The 17370-nt window shown below is 42.7% G+C and carries 13 protein-coding genes and 2 tRNA genes; 7 read left to right on the top strand and 8 right to left on the bottom strand.

Annotated features, from left to right (window positions below):
• Nucleotides 1–17: 17 nt before the first annotated feature.
• Nucleotides 18–779 (top strand): creatininase family protein, encoded by a 762-nt coding sequence (locus KO473_RS01900; RefSeq protein ID WP_005819622.1) that lies wholly within the window; start codon nucleotides 18–20, stop codon nucleotides 777–779.
• A gap of 175 nt (nucleotides 780–954) precedes the next feature.
• Here the strand turns inward: KO473_RS01900 and KO473_RS01895 are convergent, their stop codons facing one another.
• Nucleotides 955–1536 (bottom strand): Crp/Fnr family transcriptional regulator, encoded by a 582-nt coding sequence (locus KO473_RS01895; RefSeq protein ID WP_032530433.1) that lies wholly within the window; start codon nucleotides 1534–1536, stop codon nucleotides 955–957.
• A gap of 277 nt (nucleotides 1537–1813) precedes the next feature.
• Between KO473_RS01895 and KO473_RS01890 the strand changes: the two genes are divergently transcribed.
• The 3 genes from KO473_RS01890 (at nucleotide 1814) to KO473_RS01880 (ending at nucleotide 3467) form a co-directional block, all read left to right on the top strand.
• Nucleotides 1814–1900: transfer RNA gene (locus KO473_RS01890), tRNA-Ser, on the top strand.
• Between the two features lie 78 nt (nucleotides 1901–1978).
• Nucleotides 1979–2050: transfer RNA gene (locus KO473_RS01885), tRNA-Glu, on the top strand.
• Between the two features lie 58 nt (nucleotides 2051–2108).
• Nucleotides 2109–3467, top strand: a complete 1359-nt coding sequence (locus tag KO473_RS01880) for an MATE family efflux transporter (protein WP_005819623.1) — start codon at nucleotides 2109–2111, stop codon at nucleotides 3465–3467.
• Here the strand turns inward: KO473_RS01880 and KO473_RS01875 are convergent, their stop codons facing one another.
• From KO473_RS01875 to KO473_RS01845, 7 genes are all read right to left on the bottom strand, one after another.
• Nucleotides 3468–4355 carry a hypothetical protein gene (locus tag KO473_RS01875; protein WP_122130671.1) on the bottom strand — a complete coding sequence of 296 codons (888 nt, stop codon included), beginning with the start codon at nucleotides 4353–4355 and terminating at the stop codon, nucleotides 3468–3470. It lies immediately after the preceding gene.
• A 27-nt stretch (nucleotides 4356–4382) separates the two neighbouring features.
• Nucleotides 4383–5096, bottom strand: a complete 714-nt coding sequence (locus KO473_RS01870; RefSeq protein WP_032537371.1) for an HmuY family protein — start codon at nucleotides 5094–5096, stop codon at nucleotides 4383–4385.
• The gene (locus KO473_RS01865; protein ID WP_005819629.1) at nucleotides 5093–7447 is read right to left on the bottom strand and encodes a TonB-dependent receptor; all 2355 of its coding nucleotides are present in this window, start codon (nucleotides 7445–7447) and stop codon (nucleotides 5093–5095) included. The genes KO473_RS01870 and KO473_RS01865 overlap by 4 nt, the downstream gene beginning before the upstream one ends.
• A gap of 28 nt (nucleotides 7448–7475) precedes the next feature.
• Nucleotides 7476–8111, bottom strand: a complete 636-nt coding sequence (locus tag KO473_RS01860; RefSeq protein WP_005819630.1) for a DUF4903 family protein — start codon at nucleotides 8109–8111, stop codon at nucleotides 7476–7478.
• Nucleotides 8112–8273: 162 nt separating this feature from the next.
• On the bottom strand, nucleotides 8274–8768 hold the full coding sequence (locus KO473_RS01855; RefSeq protein WP_005819632.1) for a calycin-like domain-containing protein: 495 nt from the start codon (nucleotides 8766–8768) through the stop codon (nucleotides 8274–8276).
• Nucleotides 8769–8825: 57 nt separating this feature from the next.
• Entirely contained in the window at nucleotides 8826–10226 is a 1401-nt protein-coding gene (locus KO473_RS01850; RefSeq protein ID WP_032537372.1) for a leucine-rich repeat domain-containing protein, read from the bottom strand.
• 217 nt (nucleotides 10227–10443) lie between these two features.
• The gene (locus tag KO473_RS01845; protein ID WP_005819634.1) at nucleotides 10444–13215 is read right to left on the bottom strand and encodes an outer membrane beta-barrel protein; all 2772 of its coding nucleotides are present in this window, start codon (nucleotides 13213–13215) and stop codon (nucleotides 10444–10446) included.
• Nucleotides 13216–13694: 479 nt separating this feature from the next.
• On the opposite strand from KO473_RS01845, the gene KO473_RS01840 reads away from it, so the two are divergent.
• The 3 genes from KO473_RS01840 (at nucleotide 13695) to KO473_RS01830 (ending at nucleotide 17352) form a co-directional block, all read left to right on the top strand.
• Entirely contained in the window at nucleotides 13695–14141 is a 447-nt protein-coding gene (locus KO473_RS01840) for a hypothetical protein (protein WP_005819635.1), read from the top strand.
• A 111-nt stretch (nucleotides 14142–14252) separates the two neighbouring features.
• Nucleotides 14253–15605 (top strand): MATE family efflux transporter, encoded by a 1353-nt coding sequence (locus KO473_RS01835; RefSeq protein ID WP_005819636.1) that lies wholly within the window; start codon nucleotides 14253–14255, stop codon nucleotides 15603–15605.
• A gap of 85 nt (nucleotides 15606–15690) precedes the next feature.
• On the top strand, nucleotides 15691–17352 hold the full coding sequence (locus tag KO473_RS01830) for a putative transporter (protein WP_005819637.1): 1662 nt from the start codon (nucleotides 15691–15693) through the stop codon (nucleotides 17350–17352).
• Nucleotides 17353–17370 lie beyond the last annotated feature (18 nt).

The following is a 17370-nucleotide window of genomic DNA, read 5'->3' as shown; positions in this document are numbered from 1 at the left end:
TTAAAAAAAAGAAGACCATGAATAAAGAAGTAGATCTTTCAGTATCCTGCCTTGGAAAGGTGAAAGGGCTGAAATATGACGTTATCATCTTACCGTGGGGAGCTACGGAACCCCATAATCTGCATTTACCGTATCTTACCGATTGTATTCTTCCTCACGATATTGCCGTAGAGGCAGCCGAAATGGCACTTGCACGTTCGGGAGTACGTTGTATGGTGATGCCACCCGTACCTTTTGGAGCGCATAATCCGGGACAACGTGAATTGCCGTTTTGTATTCATACCCGTTATGCTACTCAACAGGCTATTCTGGAAGATATCGTATCTTCTCTTTATGTGCAGGGATTCCGGAAACTGGTCATCCTGTGTGGACACGGAGGAAACAATTTTAAGGGGATGATTCGTGATCTTGCCTTTGAATATCCCGATTTTCTGATTGCTGCCGCAAACTGGTTTGAAGTGGTTTCTCCCAAAGGGTATTTTGAAGCGGAGGTTGATGATCATGCCGGAGAGTCGGAAACTGCTGTGATGATGCATTATCATCCGGAATTGGTGAATCTGGCTGAAGCCGGTGACGGAAAGTCGAAGCCGTTTGCCATCGCTTCGTTGAATGAGAAAGTAGCCTGGGTGCCCCGCCATTGGGATAAAGCGACAGCAGATAGTGGAGTGGGAGATCCCAGAAAAGCTACTGCTGAAAAAGGTGAACGCTATGTGAAACCGATCGTGGAGAAGCTCGCCGGACTTTTCGAAGAGATGGTGAAACACGACCTTTATGAATGATGGGGAAGGTATACTTATAAAAAACAGGCAGTGGCGGATTTCCGACACTGCCTGTTTTTTTAATTGTTACCTAAAAACTAATCTTTATTCCTATAAAAAACAACCTATTTATTAACTGCTGCAAAAATACAGCGTGTAATTGGATTACGTTTTGATATAAATCAAAAAATATTTTTTACAGTACTCCCGAACGTACACGACTGAGTGTTTCCGGGGTCATCAGCAAGTAGGAAGCGATGTGTGATAACGGTGCCCGCTTGATAATCTCCGGATGGTGATGTAAAAGCAGGTTATAACGTTCACGTGCCGTTTCAAAACGCCATGAATCAGCTTTTATTTGTGATACAATGAGTGAATATTCCAGCACTCTGCGATAGAAAGCATTGATCTCTTTGGACTGTTCCAGTAACTTTTGCAGGATGTCGTAGGGAAGCATGTATATCACTGCCGGTTCCAACGCTTCGGCCATCAAGTGGGTGGGTTCTTGTTTCAATAAACTTTCGATGCACATCAGAATACATCCTTCGTATGAGAAGTGTTCGGTGACATCTTTCCCGTTCTTATAATAGAATTGCCGTAACATTCCTTTTCCGACGAAAACCATGTGACGGCTTATTTGTCCTTCGTTCAACAACATTTCACCCTTTTCCAGTTCTTTACGTATCAAGACCTGTGCCAGTAGTTCCCGTCCCTCTTTGTTCATCTCCGGATATCTGGAGTTTACAACAGCATCCACTGTCTCTTTCAGGTTTTCCATCATGTATATATTGATAAGTTATTATAGATTGCGGAGACAAAAATACGAAAATCAGTTGATATAAATCAATTTTTCAAAGTAAAAAGATTCCTTCTACTCCAATGACTGCCCTGGAGAGCGAGAGTATGAAAAAAAAGTTCTCTCCTTTAACATTTGAAACTTAGCTGGTTAACTTATTTCGCATAAAATCCGTGAAAAAAATGTTGTAGAAAGATTTGCGTAGTTCAAAAGTTCCCTCTATCTTTGCATCGCATTTGAGAGGAAATGCGGTTAAAAAGGAAGTTTGGGTGAGTGGCTGAAACCACCAGTTTGCTAAACTGACGTACGGGTAACCGTACCGGGGGTTCGAATCCCCCAGCTTCCGCACCAAATCTCAACTTTAAGATGACAAGGGAAGAGCCGAGTTTATTGCTTGGCTCTTTTTTGAATCTAATTTTCAGTCGGTGGGTTCGTCTAACGGTTAGGACACATGCCTCTCACGCATGTAATACGAGTTCGATTCTCGTACCCACTACAAATTAATAATCAGCCTTTTACGATAACGTAAAGGGCTTTTTTATTGCTTTTGGGTTATGAATGATAAATATGAAGAGAGGCTTGGTACTGACCGTATGTTGCCGCTTGTATTCAGGATGGCACTTCCTGCAGTAATTGCACAAATAGTAAATCTACTCTACAATATTGTAGACCGAGTCTATATCGGACACATTCCCGGAATTGGTACACAGGCGCTTGCTGGTATCGGTGTGGCAGGTTCTCTGATTATTTTGATTTCCGCCTTCTCTGCTATTGTGGCGGGGGGAGGTGCACCCCTTGCAGCCATAGCTTTAGGGCAGGGCAATCGCTCACATGCAGGAAAAATATTGGGGAACGGTTTTGTGCTATTATTACTTTTTACGCTCCTGACATCTGCCTTATCTTATCTTTTTATGGAGCCGATACTTTTGTTTACAGGTGCGTCCAATCAGACTCTCGGATATGCTACGGATTATCTTTCGATCTACTTGATCGGTACTTTGTTTGTAGAGGTTTCTGTAGGACTGAATACCTTTATTAATACTCAGGGCCGTCCCGGTATCGCTATGTTGTCGATCGTTATCGGAGCGCTACTCAATATCCTACTCGATCCTCTGTTTATTTTTGTTTTTGGATGGGGAGTGAAAGGGGCGGCGCTTGCTACTATCATTTCGCAAGCTTGTAGTGCTGCTTGGGTATTGGTTTTTCTGACATCCGGCCGTGCTTCTTTGCGACTTGAATCCCGATATATGAAATTGGATAGGAAAGTAGTGGGTGCTATACTGGCATTGGGCGCTTCACCGTTTATTATGGCGAGTACCGAAAGTCTGGTTGGCTTTGTCTTGAATGGGTCTCTGAAAACATTTGGTGATATCTACGTGAGCGCATTGACGATCATGCAGAGTGCCATGCTTTTTGTCAGCGTTCCGCTTTCCGGATTTGCATTGGGATTTGTACCTATTGTGAGTTATAATTACGGGCATGGAAACCGGGAGAGGGTTAAAGAATGCTTTAAGATAGTGATGACCTTTATGTTCTTGTTCAATTTTATTTTGATTCTGCTGATGATCCTGTTTCCGCCTGTCATTGCTTCAGCCTTTACGTCCGATGAAAAACTGATAGAAACCGTAGTGCGGGTGATGCCTGTATTTCTGGCAGGAATGACGATTTTCGGATTGCAGCGGGCATGCCAGAATATGTTTGTCGCACTGGGGCAGGCAAAAGTTTCCATTTTCATAGCATTGCTCCGTAAGGTGATTTTGTTGGTTCCGTTGGCTCTGATACTTCCGCATCTGATGGGCGTGGTAGGAGTTTATGCTGCCGAAGGCATATCGGATGCTACGGCAGCTATTTGTTGCACAGCCATCTTCGCTGTTCAGTTCCCGAAGATTATGAATAAATTGGCGATGCGTTGATTACCGAGAGGATTGAGGTGCCGCTTTTTGTTTTTTCTTAGAGGCTATATACCATAAATAGATAGCCAATATGACAAAAACAGCCAGAATCGTGATCATCTCTGTTGGATGCCCTAACGGATCAACCCATATTTCGCTGAAGAAATCCATTCGTCCCAATATTTCCACCGGTGTCCAGAATACGATTACCGTGGCTATTGCCATGCGGATGTTTGCTCCCCAAGAGGCAAGTCGTAACTGTCGGCGAAACATGAACACTGAACCGACCAGGCAACCCATACCTATCAACATAGTCACCGGATGATGGTCCCCAAGGAAGTTACTGTCGTAACAGAACATTAGTAATAGGTAGCAACTCCATAACATCATGTTAAGTTCCATGAAGGTAACGATAGATGTATGACGGGTCATGGGGCGTGCCACGATTTCACTTTTCTTACTTCGGAACAATGCCGCCTGACACCAATTGATAAAGTTACAGCCTGTTTTTACACTAAATAGATAGAGCACCATGAACATAGCCCAGAATCCGAATGAGGTCGGCATAATCAGATATTCCGGTCGTGTTACTACTTCTCCATTTAGCATTTCGGGCTGTACTCCGTATCGGTTGGCATAGTACATAAATAAAAACTCTACCCAGCCTGTCCAAAAAAGCAGGCCACCGAACAGTCCCCAAAGCGTTTGTTTCGTGTCGTTTCGTGCGAAGACACCGATGATAACCATAAGCAATCCTACTCCTCCCATGGCAAATGCCGTATAATGGAGTGCACTAGGAATGATCAGATGCTCCATCATAATCATTAGGGCATGTCCCAAAGGCATGGTAAATAGAACTAAAAGAAAAGAAGCAATTGTTTTCCACCAATATCTGGTTTGATTTTTCATTGTTGTTTGTCTCATTTTGGGTTATACTTAATTTAATTCATCACAATAGTAACTGATTTGTCCGCCACTGTCGCCTATCTCTGAATCGGCATTATACCAACTGATGATTTGTATCTTGAAATATCGTTTACCATCGGCGGTACGTATCACGTAGGTGTGATAAGAGGGCGTGTAAACCGGAGGGGGGCCGGCAAAACTCATGGCTTCAGCCAATATCGGATTGGCGCTGGTCAATGTTTTAGCCGGACCGGTATTGGGGTCGAACCACGGATTCTCATTAAAATTCAGCCCATGCTCTATCAGATATTTGTTCCAGTCATTTTGCGACATTGTGACGTATACTTCAGTATCATTGTCTACCGTCCATTTCAAATCAGTGGGTAGTTGCGAAACAGTTTTCCATTTGTCATAGCTTCCATATCCCAGGTCAGCGGCAGCACCCTGACCGATGCCACTGGTACCACTGTTGGTGCGCAGGCGATATCCGCAGAATGCGAGATCCCAATCTGTGCGCTCTTTCTGTTCTCCTTCAGTAATATCCTGATTAGGTGAAAGGGTATTAAACCGCTCTCCGGTACGTAAGTTGAAATAAATCCAATCGTTCGTAACACCGGTGGAATAACCGCATGTGCGGGGCAGTGTTTTACCGGTAAACGGTTCGGCATCATATTTTACACACGAAGTTATTATAATGCAGCAGAATGACAAGCATAAAGCTTTAAAAACATTCATTTCTCTCATTTCTTTTTCTTTAATGCATTTATTACGTCGTCTATCATAAACTCAATCTGTACGTGTCCGCGGGCGCCGGGGGTGGCGGGTACATTGAACATGGTCACTCCCGAACCCAATGTTTTGGGCTTATAGTTTAAAAGGTTGTCTACGCCCAGTGTCACTTTTACTTTATTGTAGAAGGTTTGTGAAACGGACAGATTACACAGCACATATGCCGGAAGATCGCAACGGAAGTAGGCATCCTTGCTGGTATTCTCTTCCTCAATCCATACACGATCCTGCACATCGAATTTCTTGTTACCCATAAATGATGCGCTGAATATGGCACCCAACCGATAGTTTTTGCGATTGTACTTATAGTCCAAACTGGCTGTAGCTGCGTGAGGAGAGGTGGTGTTAACCTGTACACCTTTAAGTTTGCTCACATTGACAAAACTGTAGGTGGCATTCAGCGTCAGGAAGTCAAACATGCGCCAACGTCCCAGTGCCTCCAGGCCCAGTAAGCGCTGTTTGCTGAGATTAGTGTATTCAAAATTGTATTGCATGTCATAGATTCTCCAGACTCCTTCTATTTTATCTTTAAAGTAGTTTCCGTAAATCGTACCGGACAAGAATAGCCGGTCGTTGGTGTATTCGGCTCCAACTGACATGTAGTTGTTTTTCTCCGGTTGCAGGTATTCGTTGCCTTTTATCTGAAACATGCCCAGATGGTCCCAGTTGAAGAAAAGCTCTTTGATACTGGGTGAGCGGTAACCCATTGAATAGTTGGCACGGAAACTCCATTGGTCGTTGGGTGAAAACTTGGCTGCGATTTTGGGCATTCCCATGAATCCGAAAGCATGGGAAAAGTTAGTACGCAACCCGGCGGAAATCATCCATTGTTTAGACACTTCCCATTCGTCCTGCAGAAAATATTCCGTTTCTTTCAGTGACCGTGTAGTCATTTTGCGATTCACAAAACGGTCGCTTGTCAGGTCATCCGAAATATGTTCCACTCCAAAGATCAGATGGTGGGCTTTAAAGTAATTGCTGGTGATGGTCAGTCGTGGTTGCAAGATTCGGCTTTCATATACCTTCTGCCGTTCATTCCGGCGTTCGTGTCGTTTAAAGCGATCATAAAAATCGCTATGTAAACTTCCGGTTACAGAAAACCAGTCCTTCACATGGTAAGTGGCTTTGATTCCTCCCGTCCAGTCACGTGCCTGGCTAAAAGTCAGATCTTGTATCAGGTCGTATGTATTCATGAAGAATGCGCTGCCATAGAGTAAAACCGATAAATCTTTGTTCGGATCGTAATAAACCTTTTGTGAAGCTGAAATATGCTCGGTTCCTTCGATTCCCATAGGAGGACGCGCTGTAGCGCTGGTTACAATGATATCGTGAGGTAGGAAGGGATTGGCTTCCTGTGTATATATCTTCTTGTCATTTTCCGCCTGATAAAGATAGAAAGCATCACTTTCGCTGTACCATACATCTGTTTGCGAGATAAATGCTCCCTGCTTAAAACCTGCGGAGACCCAACTTTGCAGATTTGGCCGGTCAGCATTCTTTTCGAACATGTAGAGGAAGTCACTCTTTGATGGATTTTTATAATTACGTTCGTTCATTTGCCCGTAACGCACTCCGGCATCGATACTAAGAGGTTTGTTCGTCTTTTTAGTTATCAGATTGATAACGGCTCCTGCCGCACGCGAACCATACAGAGTACTACTGGCACCTTTCACAATCTCGATGCGGTCTATGGCATGCAGATTGAAACGTTCGTAATCCAGGTTTCCCGCCATGTCTCCGGTCAGTCGTTCTCCATCCATCAGGAATAACACATGGCGTGCATCCAGTCCCTGCATGCTTATTTCATTGCCAAAGCCTACTTTCTGTATGTTCAATCCCGGTGTTTCCTGCTGCAGAGCCTGCTGCAAGTTTCCATATCCGGCGTCTACCAGTGCTTTTCCTCCCAACACCTGCGTGGTCACCGGAGAAAGTTTGATGGGACGTGCCGTGCGTGAACCCGTTATCACTACTTCGTTCAGTCCCATTACATCTTCCGTCATGTGAAGGGTCAGGTTTCGGGTTGCTTGTGTTATTTTTCCTTTCAGGGGTATGTAGCCTACCGAAGTGATGTGGTAATGGTATGTACCGGGACGAGGGAGCTTCAAGATGGCATTGCCATTCAGGTCAGTGATGGCATACAACGTCTTTTCCGGATTATCATTTTCTGCAAATTCTATATTTGCCGCTATTATCGGTTGCTCGGTCTTTGCTTCCAGTATTGTGAGTTGCACTTTTGTTTGGGCCATAGAGGCGGTACATATAAACAGAAGCAGACATGTGATCGTTACAAATTCTCTTTTTTTCATTTTTCTAAAAGGGTGTGTGATTCACAGTTTATGATAACCCATGTTTCTTCTTATACTCTTCCAAGTCTTTTTCAAATTGTGCGAACTCCTTTTCATAGTTGTTGATGCGCGTCTTGTCTATTGTTTGCAGGAAACACTCCGAGCGAACGTTCATCATGTTGTAGTCCACAATAAAATTAATCTGGTGAGTGTCGGTATTATAATAGCCTTTTACACTACTTCCTTTAGCATTGGCCGGAGTGCCGTCTTTTTCTTCCCCCCAAGTAGAGCCGTCCTCACCATAGAATTTGATCCAGCCTGCACCCGGATATTCGTCTTTTTCCCATGTGTTGAGTTGCATGGTTTGTACGTCACATTTGAAGTTGATGATCATCCCCATTTTGCCTACGGTGAAATTAAGAAGAGACACACTGAAAGTATTTGTATCTGTATTATTCCAGTCAAACTTAAATTTGGTGGGGCATCCTTTTTCAAGTAATGTTTTATTGACACCATTCAGGGTGGCATGGGTATTCAATACGATTTCTCCGGTCAGAAAATCTTTTGCTTTCTTTACGAGTTCTTCCGAAGCTCCTCCTTTGGTTATTTCTTCGTCGGATGAACAGGATGCCAAAAATAAACAGATACTGCAAAGAATGATATAGGATAATTTTATTGTTTTCATCTTGAAAAATAGTTTTTTATGGTTTATATAATGAATATTCGGTTATTGTTTTTTTATATGAATGAAAGGTTGTTTTCTTGTCACAACAACAAGAAAACAACCTATGGTACATTAGTTCATTTTGTGGAGAATATTATAAAAAACTTTATGCTCCACTAAAATTCACTTTGTTCCTTCAAATGTAACAATTGCTTCGAATAGTGAACCTGAATATTGAGTATTTACGGTAACTGTAAACTTCAGGTAGTTTCCGGTAATTTCTCCTTCCACTAAAGCATCATAGGATAGGGGGAGTATACCGATCTTGAGTTTTACGGCACTTTCACAGGTCTGGCTGAAGTTTCCTCCGGATGCAGGGACAGTGATGTCCATCGCGTCGACCGTAATCGATCCCGGCATCGAACCTATTTTGAATGAATCAATATGAATATTGACTGTTCCGTCTCCATTATCGGTTACATTGGCAACCTTTCCATAAACCGGATTTTTTTCTCCATTCATGTAAACTCGGATCAGGTTACCCTGATAGTTACCTTCCAGACTTTCGGCAACAGTTGCTACTGAATATACGTCACTTGCTGCACTTGCAGAAACATTACTTGAAATAGCTGTTATTCCGAATAAAGCTATTCCCCAGATAAAAACTTTTTTCAACATAAGATTGGTTTTAAAATTAAAATAAAAAATAACACATATATATATGCTTGTTAGCTGTTAAATCTTCTTTGTCCAACGGAAAGCACCATAATCACTGTAGTCTCTGTATCCGGAGTCATTTAGATTTTTTTTGTAAGTACTAAGGAATGTTTTACATGCCTCTTGCTTGAATTCATTTTCTGAAATAAGGATTGTGGCTTTCTGTGCGTCAGCCAGTGGCTTTAGTGTTTCGTACGCTGCACTATAGACATACTGGAAATTGGGATAAGTGATGGTACAATTCTCGAGTTGCAATAATATGACAGCCTGAAAACCGCGGAGAAAGCTTAAATCCATTTTTTTCAATGAAGGCAGGCTGGCCAGTTCTAATTGAGAGACAAGCCCTTTGCTCTGTTCCGGAAATTTGATTTCTTTTAAATTCTCACAATCGAATACATGTAGTACATTAGAGATTGTTTTATCAAAGTCGGTTGCTTCCTGATTGGTGACAAGTGTTTTTGATAGATCCAGTTCTGTCAAATATTTGTTGTTGCTTGAACCGAAACTTGCCAACTTGGCAGATTGTGAAAGATCAATGCCCTCAGGGGTATCTGCATTCAGAATGAAAAGGGCTTTAAGGTTGTCACGAGGCATAAGATAGGCAACCGAACAATGATTCATGCACTCAACTTGCACATAGAATGGTTTGTAGAAAGGATTATTGATAAAATATTCTAATCCTTCAATTGAATGTATATTTTCATTATCCGCATACCAGGCATCTATGTTAATGCCGCTGCCTTGTTCGGTCAGGGTCATTGGCTTACTAATGTCAATCTGGTTTCCATCTTTTGTAAACAGGCTTGCAAACTTCGATTTCAGATAAGTGCGGAAGTATTCATCGGGAATATCACGCAAGGTGGTATAGGCTTGCAGGATTCCGTTTGCATTTTGCATCTGCATGTCGGTGGCTGCACTGGCCGCATGGAATGGAACCAGATCCTCTATATTGTATTTGGCCGTTTCCGGTAAATAAAATTTAGTGAGTGGATGTAAGACAGTAGTGCTCATTTCATCATTTACCATTTTTACATCTACCAAACCTTTAAAATCATATATTTTATTACCTGATAAATCAATCGCAGTAATGTTTTTGGGCAATGCGGAGAAGTCGAAAACGGGGCCATACTCATTGTTCGATAGATTAATTTCAGCAAGGTTAGGCAATACTTCCAGTCCCGATAGATTAGCAATTTGGGTACCCGATAGATCAAGCGAAGTTGTACTTTTTACTTTATCATCCTGTACCAGTTTGCCTTCTGCATTAAAGGTATATCCTTTTTGTTGCAAGACAGTTCTTAGTTCAGTATTTGTCACTTCCACTCCATTCCAATCAATGTTGTTATCGTTAGTACATGAAGTGAAACATATACCGGAAACTGCTATAAACGTGCTAATATACATTCGAATTTTGTTCATTGTTTAATGATGGGTTTTTTGATAATTAATATTTGTTTTAATCCGGTTACAAAGTTATATGCGGTTTAAAATATGTACAATACCCATTTATGGGTATTCTGCTGTTGAAGTTTAATAGTAAACTTTTTAATATAAATATATTTTATCGGTTGTTGTAGTTTGTATTTTATAAGATGACTTTTTATATAAGATATTTATGTTAAAAAGAATCGTGCTATTACTGCTTGTGTAGAGGACGGTTAAAGCGGTATTTCATCGAGATTATAAAATAACTTCCTATTTGTTGGGTGTGGTGTTCGGAAAAACCACTCGATGTCGTACTTCGGCTGTAGTTTTTCTTTTGATTCAGCATGTCTGCCCAATAGACTGATAATTCGGCCTGCTTTTTTTTCAGGAAGCGCCAGGTGATACCTGTATTCCATACTATCTGGTCGTCTTCTCCCTTCCGGATATTTGTACCATTACGAAAAGTATAGGTCGCGTCGGTTTTTAATTGTATGTTGCCGGGTAAATCGGCATAGGCATTGAATCCCAGAGAATAGTTACGGGTGTACGTATCTGTCTGCCGCAATGAATTGGAAGAGTGTTGAAAGCGCCAGTTCCCATTCAGGTCGATACTTCCCCATTTAGGGAAGTATCCCAGTCGTAAATTTGCGCTCAGTCCGGTGTTATGGGTAGTACTGTAGTCCGGTTGTTCACTTTCCCCTTCATTGATGAGACCGACATTTTGGATAAAAGATCCTCCTCCGACGGCCGAAATATTAAAACTACGGATGCGTTTCTGGTAACGTAGTGTTCCATGGATGTTCCAGTTACCATTTATGTTTACCGGATAACTCTCTCGCCCTCCCGTTTGCCGGTTATAGGTAATGGTACGGGTCTGGCTGTTTACCTCGTTTTGCCAGTTCAATGTAGCGAATATACCTTTTCGGATGTTTTGTGCTTCCAAACGGACTGATTGGCTATATGAGGGCTTCAGGTCAGGATTGCCGCGTGTGATATTTAGCGGGTCGCTATTGTCGGTCAGTGAAAGCAAGTCGGGTAGGGAAGGTTGTCGGGTATCTCCCCGATAGTTCAAGCGTATCAGACTTTTCCCTTTTTTCCACAGAATGGTGAATGTCGGTCGGAATCCGACTGAATGCATGGTAGTATCGGCTTGCTTCAGCCCTGTCTTCTGATCCAGACTGCGTTGCTCAGGCTGAATCGATAGTCCGGTAACAATATTCCATACCCGGGTGGAGTAGTTTATATGGAAAGAGACTTCGTGTCCGAGTGTGCGACTGTGGCTTCGGTTACTAAGGCTGTCGGTATACCCGGTTTCATACTGCGGAGGCAGATAGCCGGGAGGATCTGTTGTTTCATCCGTCACACCGGATAGGTTATAAGTGTTACGGTCGCTCTGCTGTTTGCTATAGTTCAAATTGTAAGAGAGCTGCATTTGAACTTTTTTTGTAAAAGGGTGAGTGAATATCAGTCCGATATTCTGATTCCGGTTTCCGTTAGGGCTTCGCTGATATTGATTCCGATAGAGAACCGAGTCATTCCCTAAGCTATTTTCCAATCGGTAATAGGTGGTTGACGAAATAGTGAAACTTTCATTTTTACCTTTGCTGTCACTATATTGTGCCATCAGGCTGAGGCTGCTTCCTTTTCGGTTTATTTGGCGCGTGATGTTGGCATTGAAAGTATATTGGAGGCGCTTGTCTGTAGATAATGAATTCATTGTTATATCGTTGAGTCGCATATCATCGGGGATATTACCGATATTGCCGAAAGGGTCTGACGTTTCGAGATTGGGATTCTCGTCGAATGCGGCTTGCCGGTTGTTATTGGTGTTGTTCCCTCTGCCTGAGTTCAGATTGCCGGAGAAGCTCACAAAGGTCTTTTCGTTTATTTGCCAACGCAGGGCAAGCATAGAGTTTATGGTATGGTTTCGGTTTGTACTTTCACCGGCAGAATATTGGTATTTATTTCCCGTACTCAGGTATTGTTCATAATATCCGGCCGATTTATTACCGTTATTGTTATGATTATAAGTCGTATTACCATTAATGGTCAAATTTTTGCCGAATCTTTTCACAAAGTTCAGTGCTATGTTATCCTGTATATTGTCCTTGTAACTGGTTGTCATGTTACGGTTACCCGAACGGACGATCAGTGAAAGGTTCTCGCCGCCTTTTTTAAAGTAGTTACCTAATAATTCAAGGTCCTTCTTATTATAGTTGCCCAGTCCGGCTTTACCCGATGCCAGCAAAGTGCTGTTGAATTCTTTTTTGGTTTGCAGGTCTAAGACATAATTTTCTTTTCCGCTACTGACTCCTATCGTTTTTTCCAGATCACTTTTTTTATCGTATACCTTTATTTTATTGATCAGTTCTACCGGTAAATTTTCCAATGCCAGACTGTTATTTCCGGAAAAAAAGGCTTCACCGTTAACGTTGATTTCAGTAATGGGCAGACCATTATAGACCAGAGTTTTATCTTTGCTGTTGTATTCCAACCCGGGAATACGTTTTACGAGATCTTCCAGATAACTACCTTCCGGTGTTTTATAAGCAGACGCATTGATTATGGTAGTATCGCCTATCTGCTCTATTTCACGTACTTGTGCGGTAACTGTTACTTCATCCAGTTCGATACCCTCTTTCAGTACAATGTTTTCCAGATGAATGTCAGGAACATTTTCTGTTAACTTATGGAATACTGGTTGCATTCCTGTATAAGAAACTTTCAATAAATAGCGTTTACCTTTGTACGCAGGATACCGGAGGTCAAACTTCCCATTTGCGTTGCTTGTCGTGCCTTTAACAAGCGTAGAATCTTTTTCGTTGATGACGAGAACGCTGGCGTAAGGTAAGGACTCTTTTTCTTTTGCGTCTGCTGCCATGCTCCATATTTGTCCGCTGACTCTTTGGGGCTGTTGGGCATATAGCTCAATAGCCATTCCGGAAATTAAAAGCAATAAGATACAGGTTTTACGCACGTCCATTTCGTATGTTTAGTATGAATGGTTGCAAAATTAGCGAGTTTCAGGTTTGCGTTCAATACCTTTTATTAGGTATAATAATCAGATTTATGAGTCATAGTTCTCAATGTATGTAACCGGAATTATATATAAAGGATGGGAGTGCAGATTATCGGATATAAAAAAAGGCTACTCTCACGAGCAACCAATCTTTGTTAACCTTAAATCTAATACTATGAAAAACACATTGCAAATGTACGGATTTGGATTATATCTGCAAATTATTCGGATATAAATCTCCGTTTTGTAACGTTATTTAGCGAATTGTCGTTTTCTGTTAACATTTGCTATATCCTTTTTAGAACTTTCTGCCTTCTTTTTCCTGTTTCCCTCTTTTATTTAGGTGATTCCCTCCGCAGATGTAGGTTTTTTCTTTTCATGCGAATCATTTCTTTCCCTACTTTTGTTCATATCAAACTGATATAACTAAAAAACTATACGATATGAAGACTTTAGCTTTTAAGTACTTAAAATTGTTTCTGCTGGCAGTGGCAATGATAAATCTTACTTCGTGTGAGGTTGAGATAGATGACTTTTATGATGATGACAACATCGGAGGTTCGTATTATAATAAATCCCTTGATCTTTGCAGTCGTGCCTGGGCGGATACGTTTTATGATGTCGATGGGAACTATTGCTATCAGGAGCTGAATTTTTATCTCGATCGTCATGGAGAAGATTATATCCGGGTGGAATATCCCAACGGACGTTATTCCGAATCGGTGTACTCCTTTACCTGGAATTGGGAAGATCGTTCACAATACTCCCTTCGGATGGTATATGGTCCCGGCGATGTCTCTTATCTCGACGATGTCTGGATCCGGGGTAATGTGCTAAGCGGGTACTTGGATGGACACGATAATTATGTTGACTTTACCGGAGTGAGATAACCTAAACTTTTATATAGATAATTGCAGGCGGATTGATATATTCTTGATATATGTCAATCCGCTTTTTCAGTGTTTTTAGATACCTTTGCAGCCCGAAACGGATAAGGTAAAATGACACACAGAATTCAACAGGAAAGCATAAAGAGACGTCTGGCAAAACTGGCTGCTCCTATTTTTATTGAGACATTACTGATTATGATGCTGGGAGCGGTGGACACCATTATGTTGAGCCGTCACTCTGACAATAGTGTAGCCGCTGTCGGAGTTGTCAACCAGATTATTATGCTGACTTTTTTGGTGTTTGAGGTGATCAATCTGGGGACATCCGTACTTTGCTCGCAGTACCTCGGGGCAAGGCTTGAAAAGAAGGTGGTACAGGTAGTGGGGGTGTCGTTGCTTGTCAATTTGTTGGTCGGCGGGATAATCAGTCTTTTTCTGTTTACAATGGCCCGGACTATCCTGCAATGGATGGGCTTGGGGCCGGAACTAATGGCCGACGGTATGGATTACATGCGTATCGTGGGTGCATTCGCTTTTTTTCAGGCTATTTCTCTCACTCTTTCCGCTTCATTGCGCAGTGCCAATAAAGCCGTATATCCGATGTTGGTGACGGTAGTAGTCAATATTCTTAATATTATCGGTAATTATTCGCTGATTTTCGGTAAGTTCGGCTTTCCCGAACTCGGGGTGGAAGGGGCGGCTATTTCTACAGCTTTCAGTCGTGGAGTATCTATGGTGATTTTGTTTATCATTCTGTTCCGCAAACACATTCATCGTTTCCCGTTAGCCTACTTCCGCCCGTTTCCTTTTATCGAATTGAAGAATCTGATGCGGGTCGGTCTGCCTTCTGCCGGAGAGCAGCTTTCGTACAGTTCATCGCAGGTGGTCATTACTTTTTTTATCAATATGCTTGGAGTCGAGGCACTGGCTACCCGTACTTATTGTGTCAACATCATCATGTTCGTCTATTTATTCAGTATCTCCATGGCTCAGGGAGGAGCTATCTGTATCGGGCATTTAATAGGGGAGAAGAAACCCCATGCAGCCTTTCTGCTCGGTAAGTACGTCATGAAGAAGTCTGTAATGATTACACTGATTCTTTCCGGTATTATTGCCGCTTCCGGACACGCTATACTGGGCTGGCTGACCTCCAATCCTGAAATCATCCGTATGGGAGTGATTGTATTGCTGATTGATGTGGTACTCGAGATAGGACGTCCCATTAATATTTTTGCGACGAATGCCCTTCGTGCGGCAGGCGACGTGAATTATCCTTTCTATGTAGGGTTGGTTGTGATGTGGAGTGTGGCTGTCGGTATAGGTTATTTATTTGGAATTTATTGGGCTTGGGGCATTTGCGGTATGTGGGTTGCCTTTGCTCTCGATGAAAACATTCGCGGAATTATCTTTGTTCGTCGTTGGTATGGGATGAAGTGGGTGAATAAAAGCTTTGTGAGGTCGTAAATAGTTGCTATCTTTGCCGACGCTAATGCATCCTTATGCGTTTTATGGATACATTGGCTTATGGATACATTGGTAAATTATTCACATGGAGTGGTTATATAGTCTCTTTATCGAACATTCTGCTTTGCAGGCAGTTGTCGTTCTTTCCCTGATTTCCGCCATTGGGCTCGGATTGGGCAAAATTCATGTTTGTGGCATTTCGCTTGGTGTTACCTTTGTCTTTTTTGCCGGCATTCTGGCCGGGCATTTCGGATTGTCCATTGATCCGCAGATGCTGAATTACGCCGAGAGTTTCGGACTTATTATCTTTGTATATGCTTTGGGGCTACAGGTTGGTCCGGGCTTTTTCAGTTCATTTCGTAAGGGAGGAGTTACGTTGAATATGCTTGCCATTGCAGTGGTGATCCTGGGCACATTTCTTACCGTTGTTTGCAGCTACACGACAGGGGTTTCCTTACCCAATATGGTAGGTATTCTATGTGGTGCCACCACCAACACTCCGGCTTTGGGAGCAGCCCAGCAGACATTGAAACAGATGGGGCTCGAAAGCAGTACACCTGCTTTGGGATGTGCCGTGGCCTATCCTCTCGGAGTGATCGGGGTGATTCTGGCGGTTCTGTTTATCCGTAAATTGCTGGTACGTCGGGAAGATCTCGAAGTAAAGGAGAAAGACGATGCCAACAAAACCTATATTGCCGCTTTTCAGGTACACAACCCTGCTATTTTTAATAAAAGTATTAAGGATATCGCTCATATGAGCTATCCTAAATTCGTCATTTCCCGTTTGTGGAGAGACGGCAATGTCAGTATTCCCACTTCCGAAAAGATTATAAAAGAAGGTGACCGCTTATTGGTTGTTACATCCGAAAAAGATGCATTGGCCCTTACCGTGTTGTTTGGCGAGCAAGAGAATACGGATTGGAATAAAGAAGATATCGACTGGAATGCTATCGACAGCCAGTTGATTTCACAACGCATTGTCGTTACCCGTCCAGAATTGAACGGGAAGAAGTTGGGAGCTCTTCGTCTTCGTAATCATTACGGAATCAATATCAGCCGTGTATACCGTTCGGGTGTGCAGTTGTTGGCTACTCCCGAACTGACATTGCAGTTGGGTGACCGCCTGACAGTAGTCGGTGAAGCAGCTGCCATTCAGAATGTGGAAAAGGTACTTGGAAATGCTGTTAAAAGCTTGAAAGAACCCAATCTTGTGGCTGTGTTTGTAGGTATTATCCTGGGACTGGCTCTGGGTGCCGTGCCGTTTTCAATTCCCGGTATCAGTACACCTATTCGCCTCGGATTGGCGGGCGGACCTATCATTGTGGGTATCCTGATCGGAACTTTCGGTCCCCGTTTGCATATGATTACTTATACCACCCGTAGTGCCAATCTGATGCTGCGTGCTTTGGGATTGTCACTTTACCTTGCCTGCCTTGGGTTGGATGCAGGTGCCCATTTCTTCGATACGGTATTCCGTCCCGAAGGACTTTTATGGATCGGCCTGGGCTTTGGGCTGACCCTCGTGCCTACGGTGCTTGTGGGGTTCTTTGCTTTTAAGATTATGAAGATCGATTTTGGCAGCGTTTCCGGTATGTTGTGTGGCAGTATGGCCAATCCGATGGCATTGAATTACGCCAATGATACCATCCCCGGAGATAATCCGTCGGTAGCTTATGCTACGGTCTATCCGTTGAGTATGTTCCTTCGCGTCATTATAGCCCAGGTGCTGCTCATGTTTCTTCTATAGCCATTCGGGCGAAATTTA

This window comes from Bacteroides sp. HF-4919 (genome assembly GCF_018860125.1).
The sequence above is the reverse complement of the archived record's forward strand: the minus strand, read 5'-3'. Positions and strand labels throughout refer to the sequence as shown.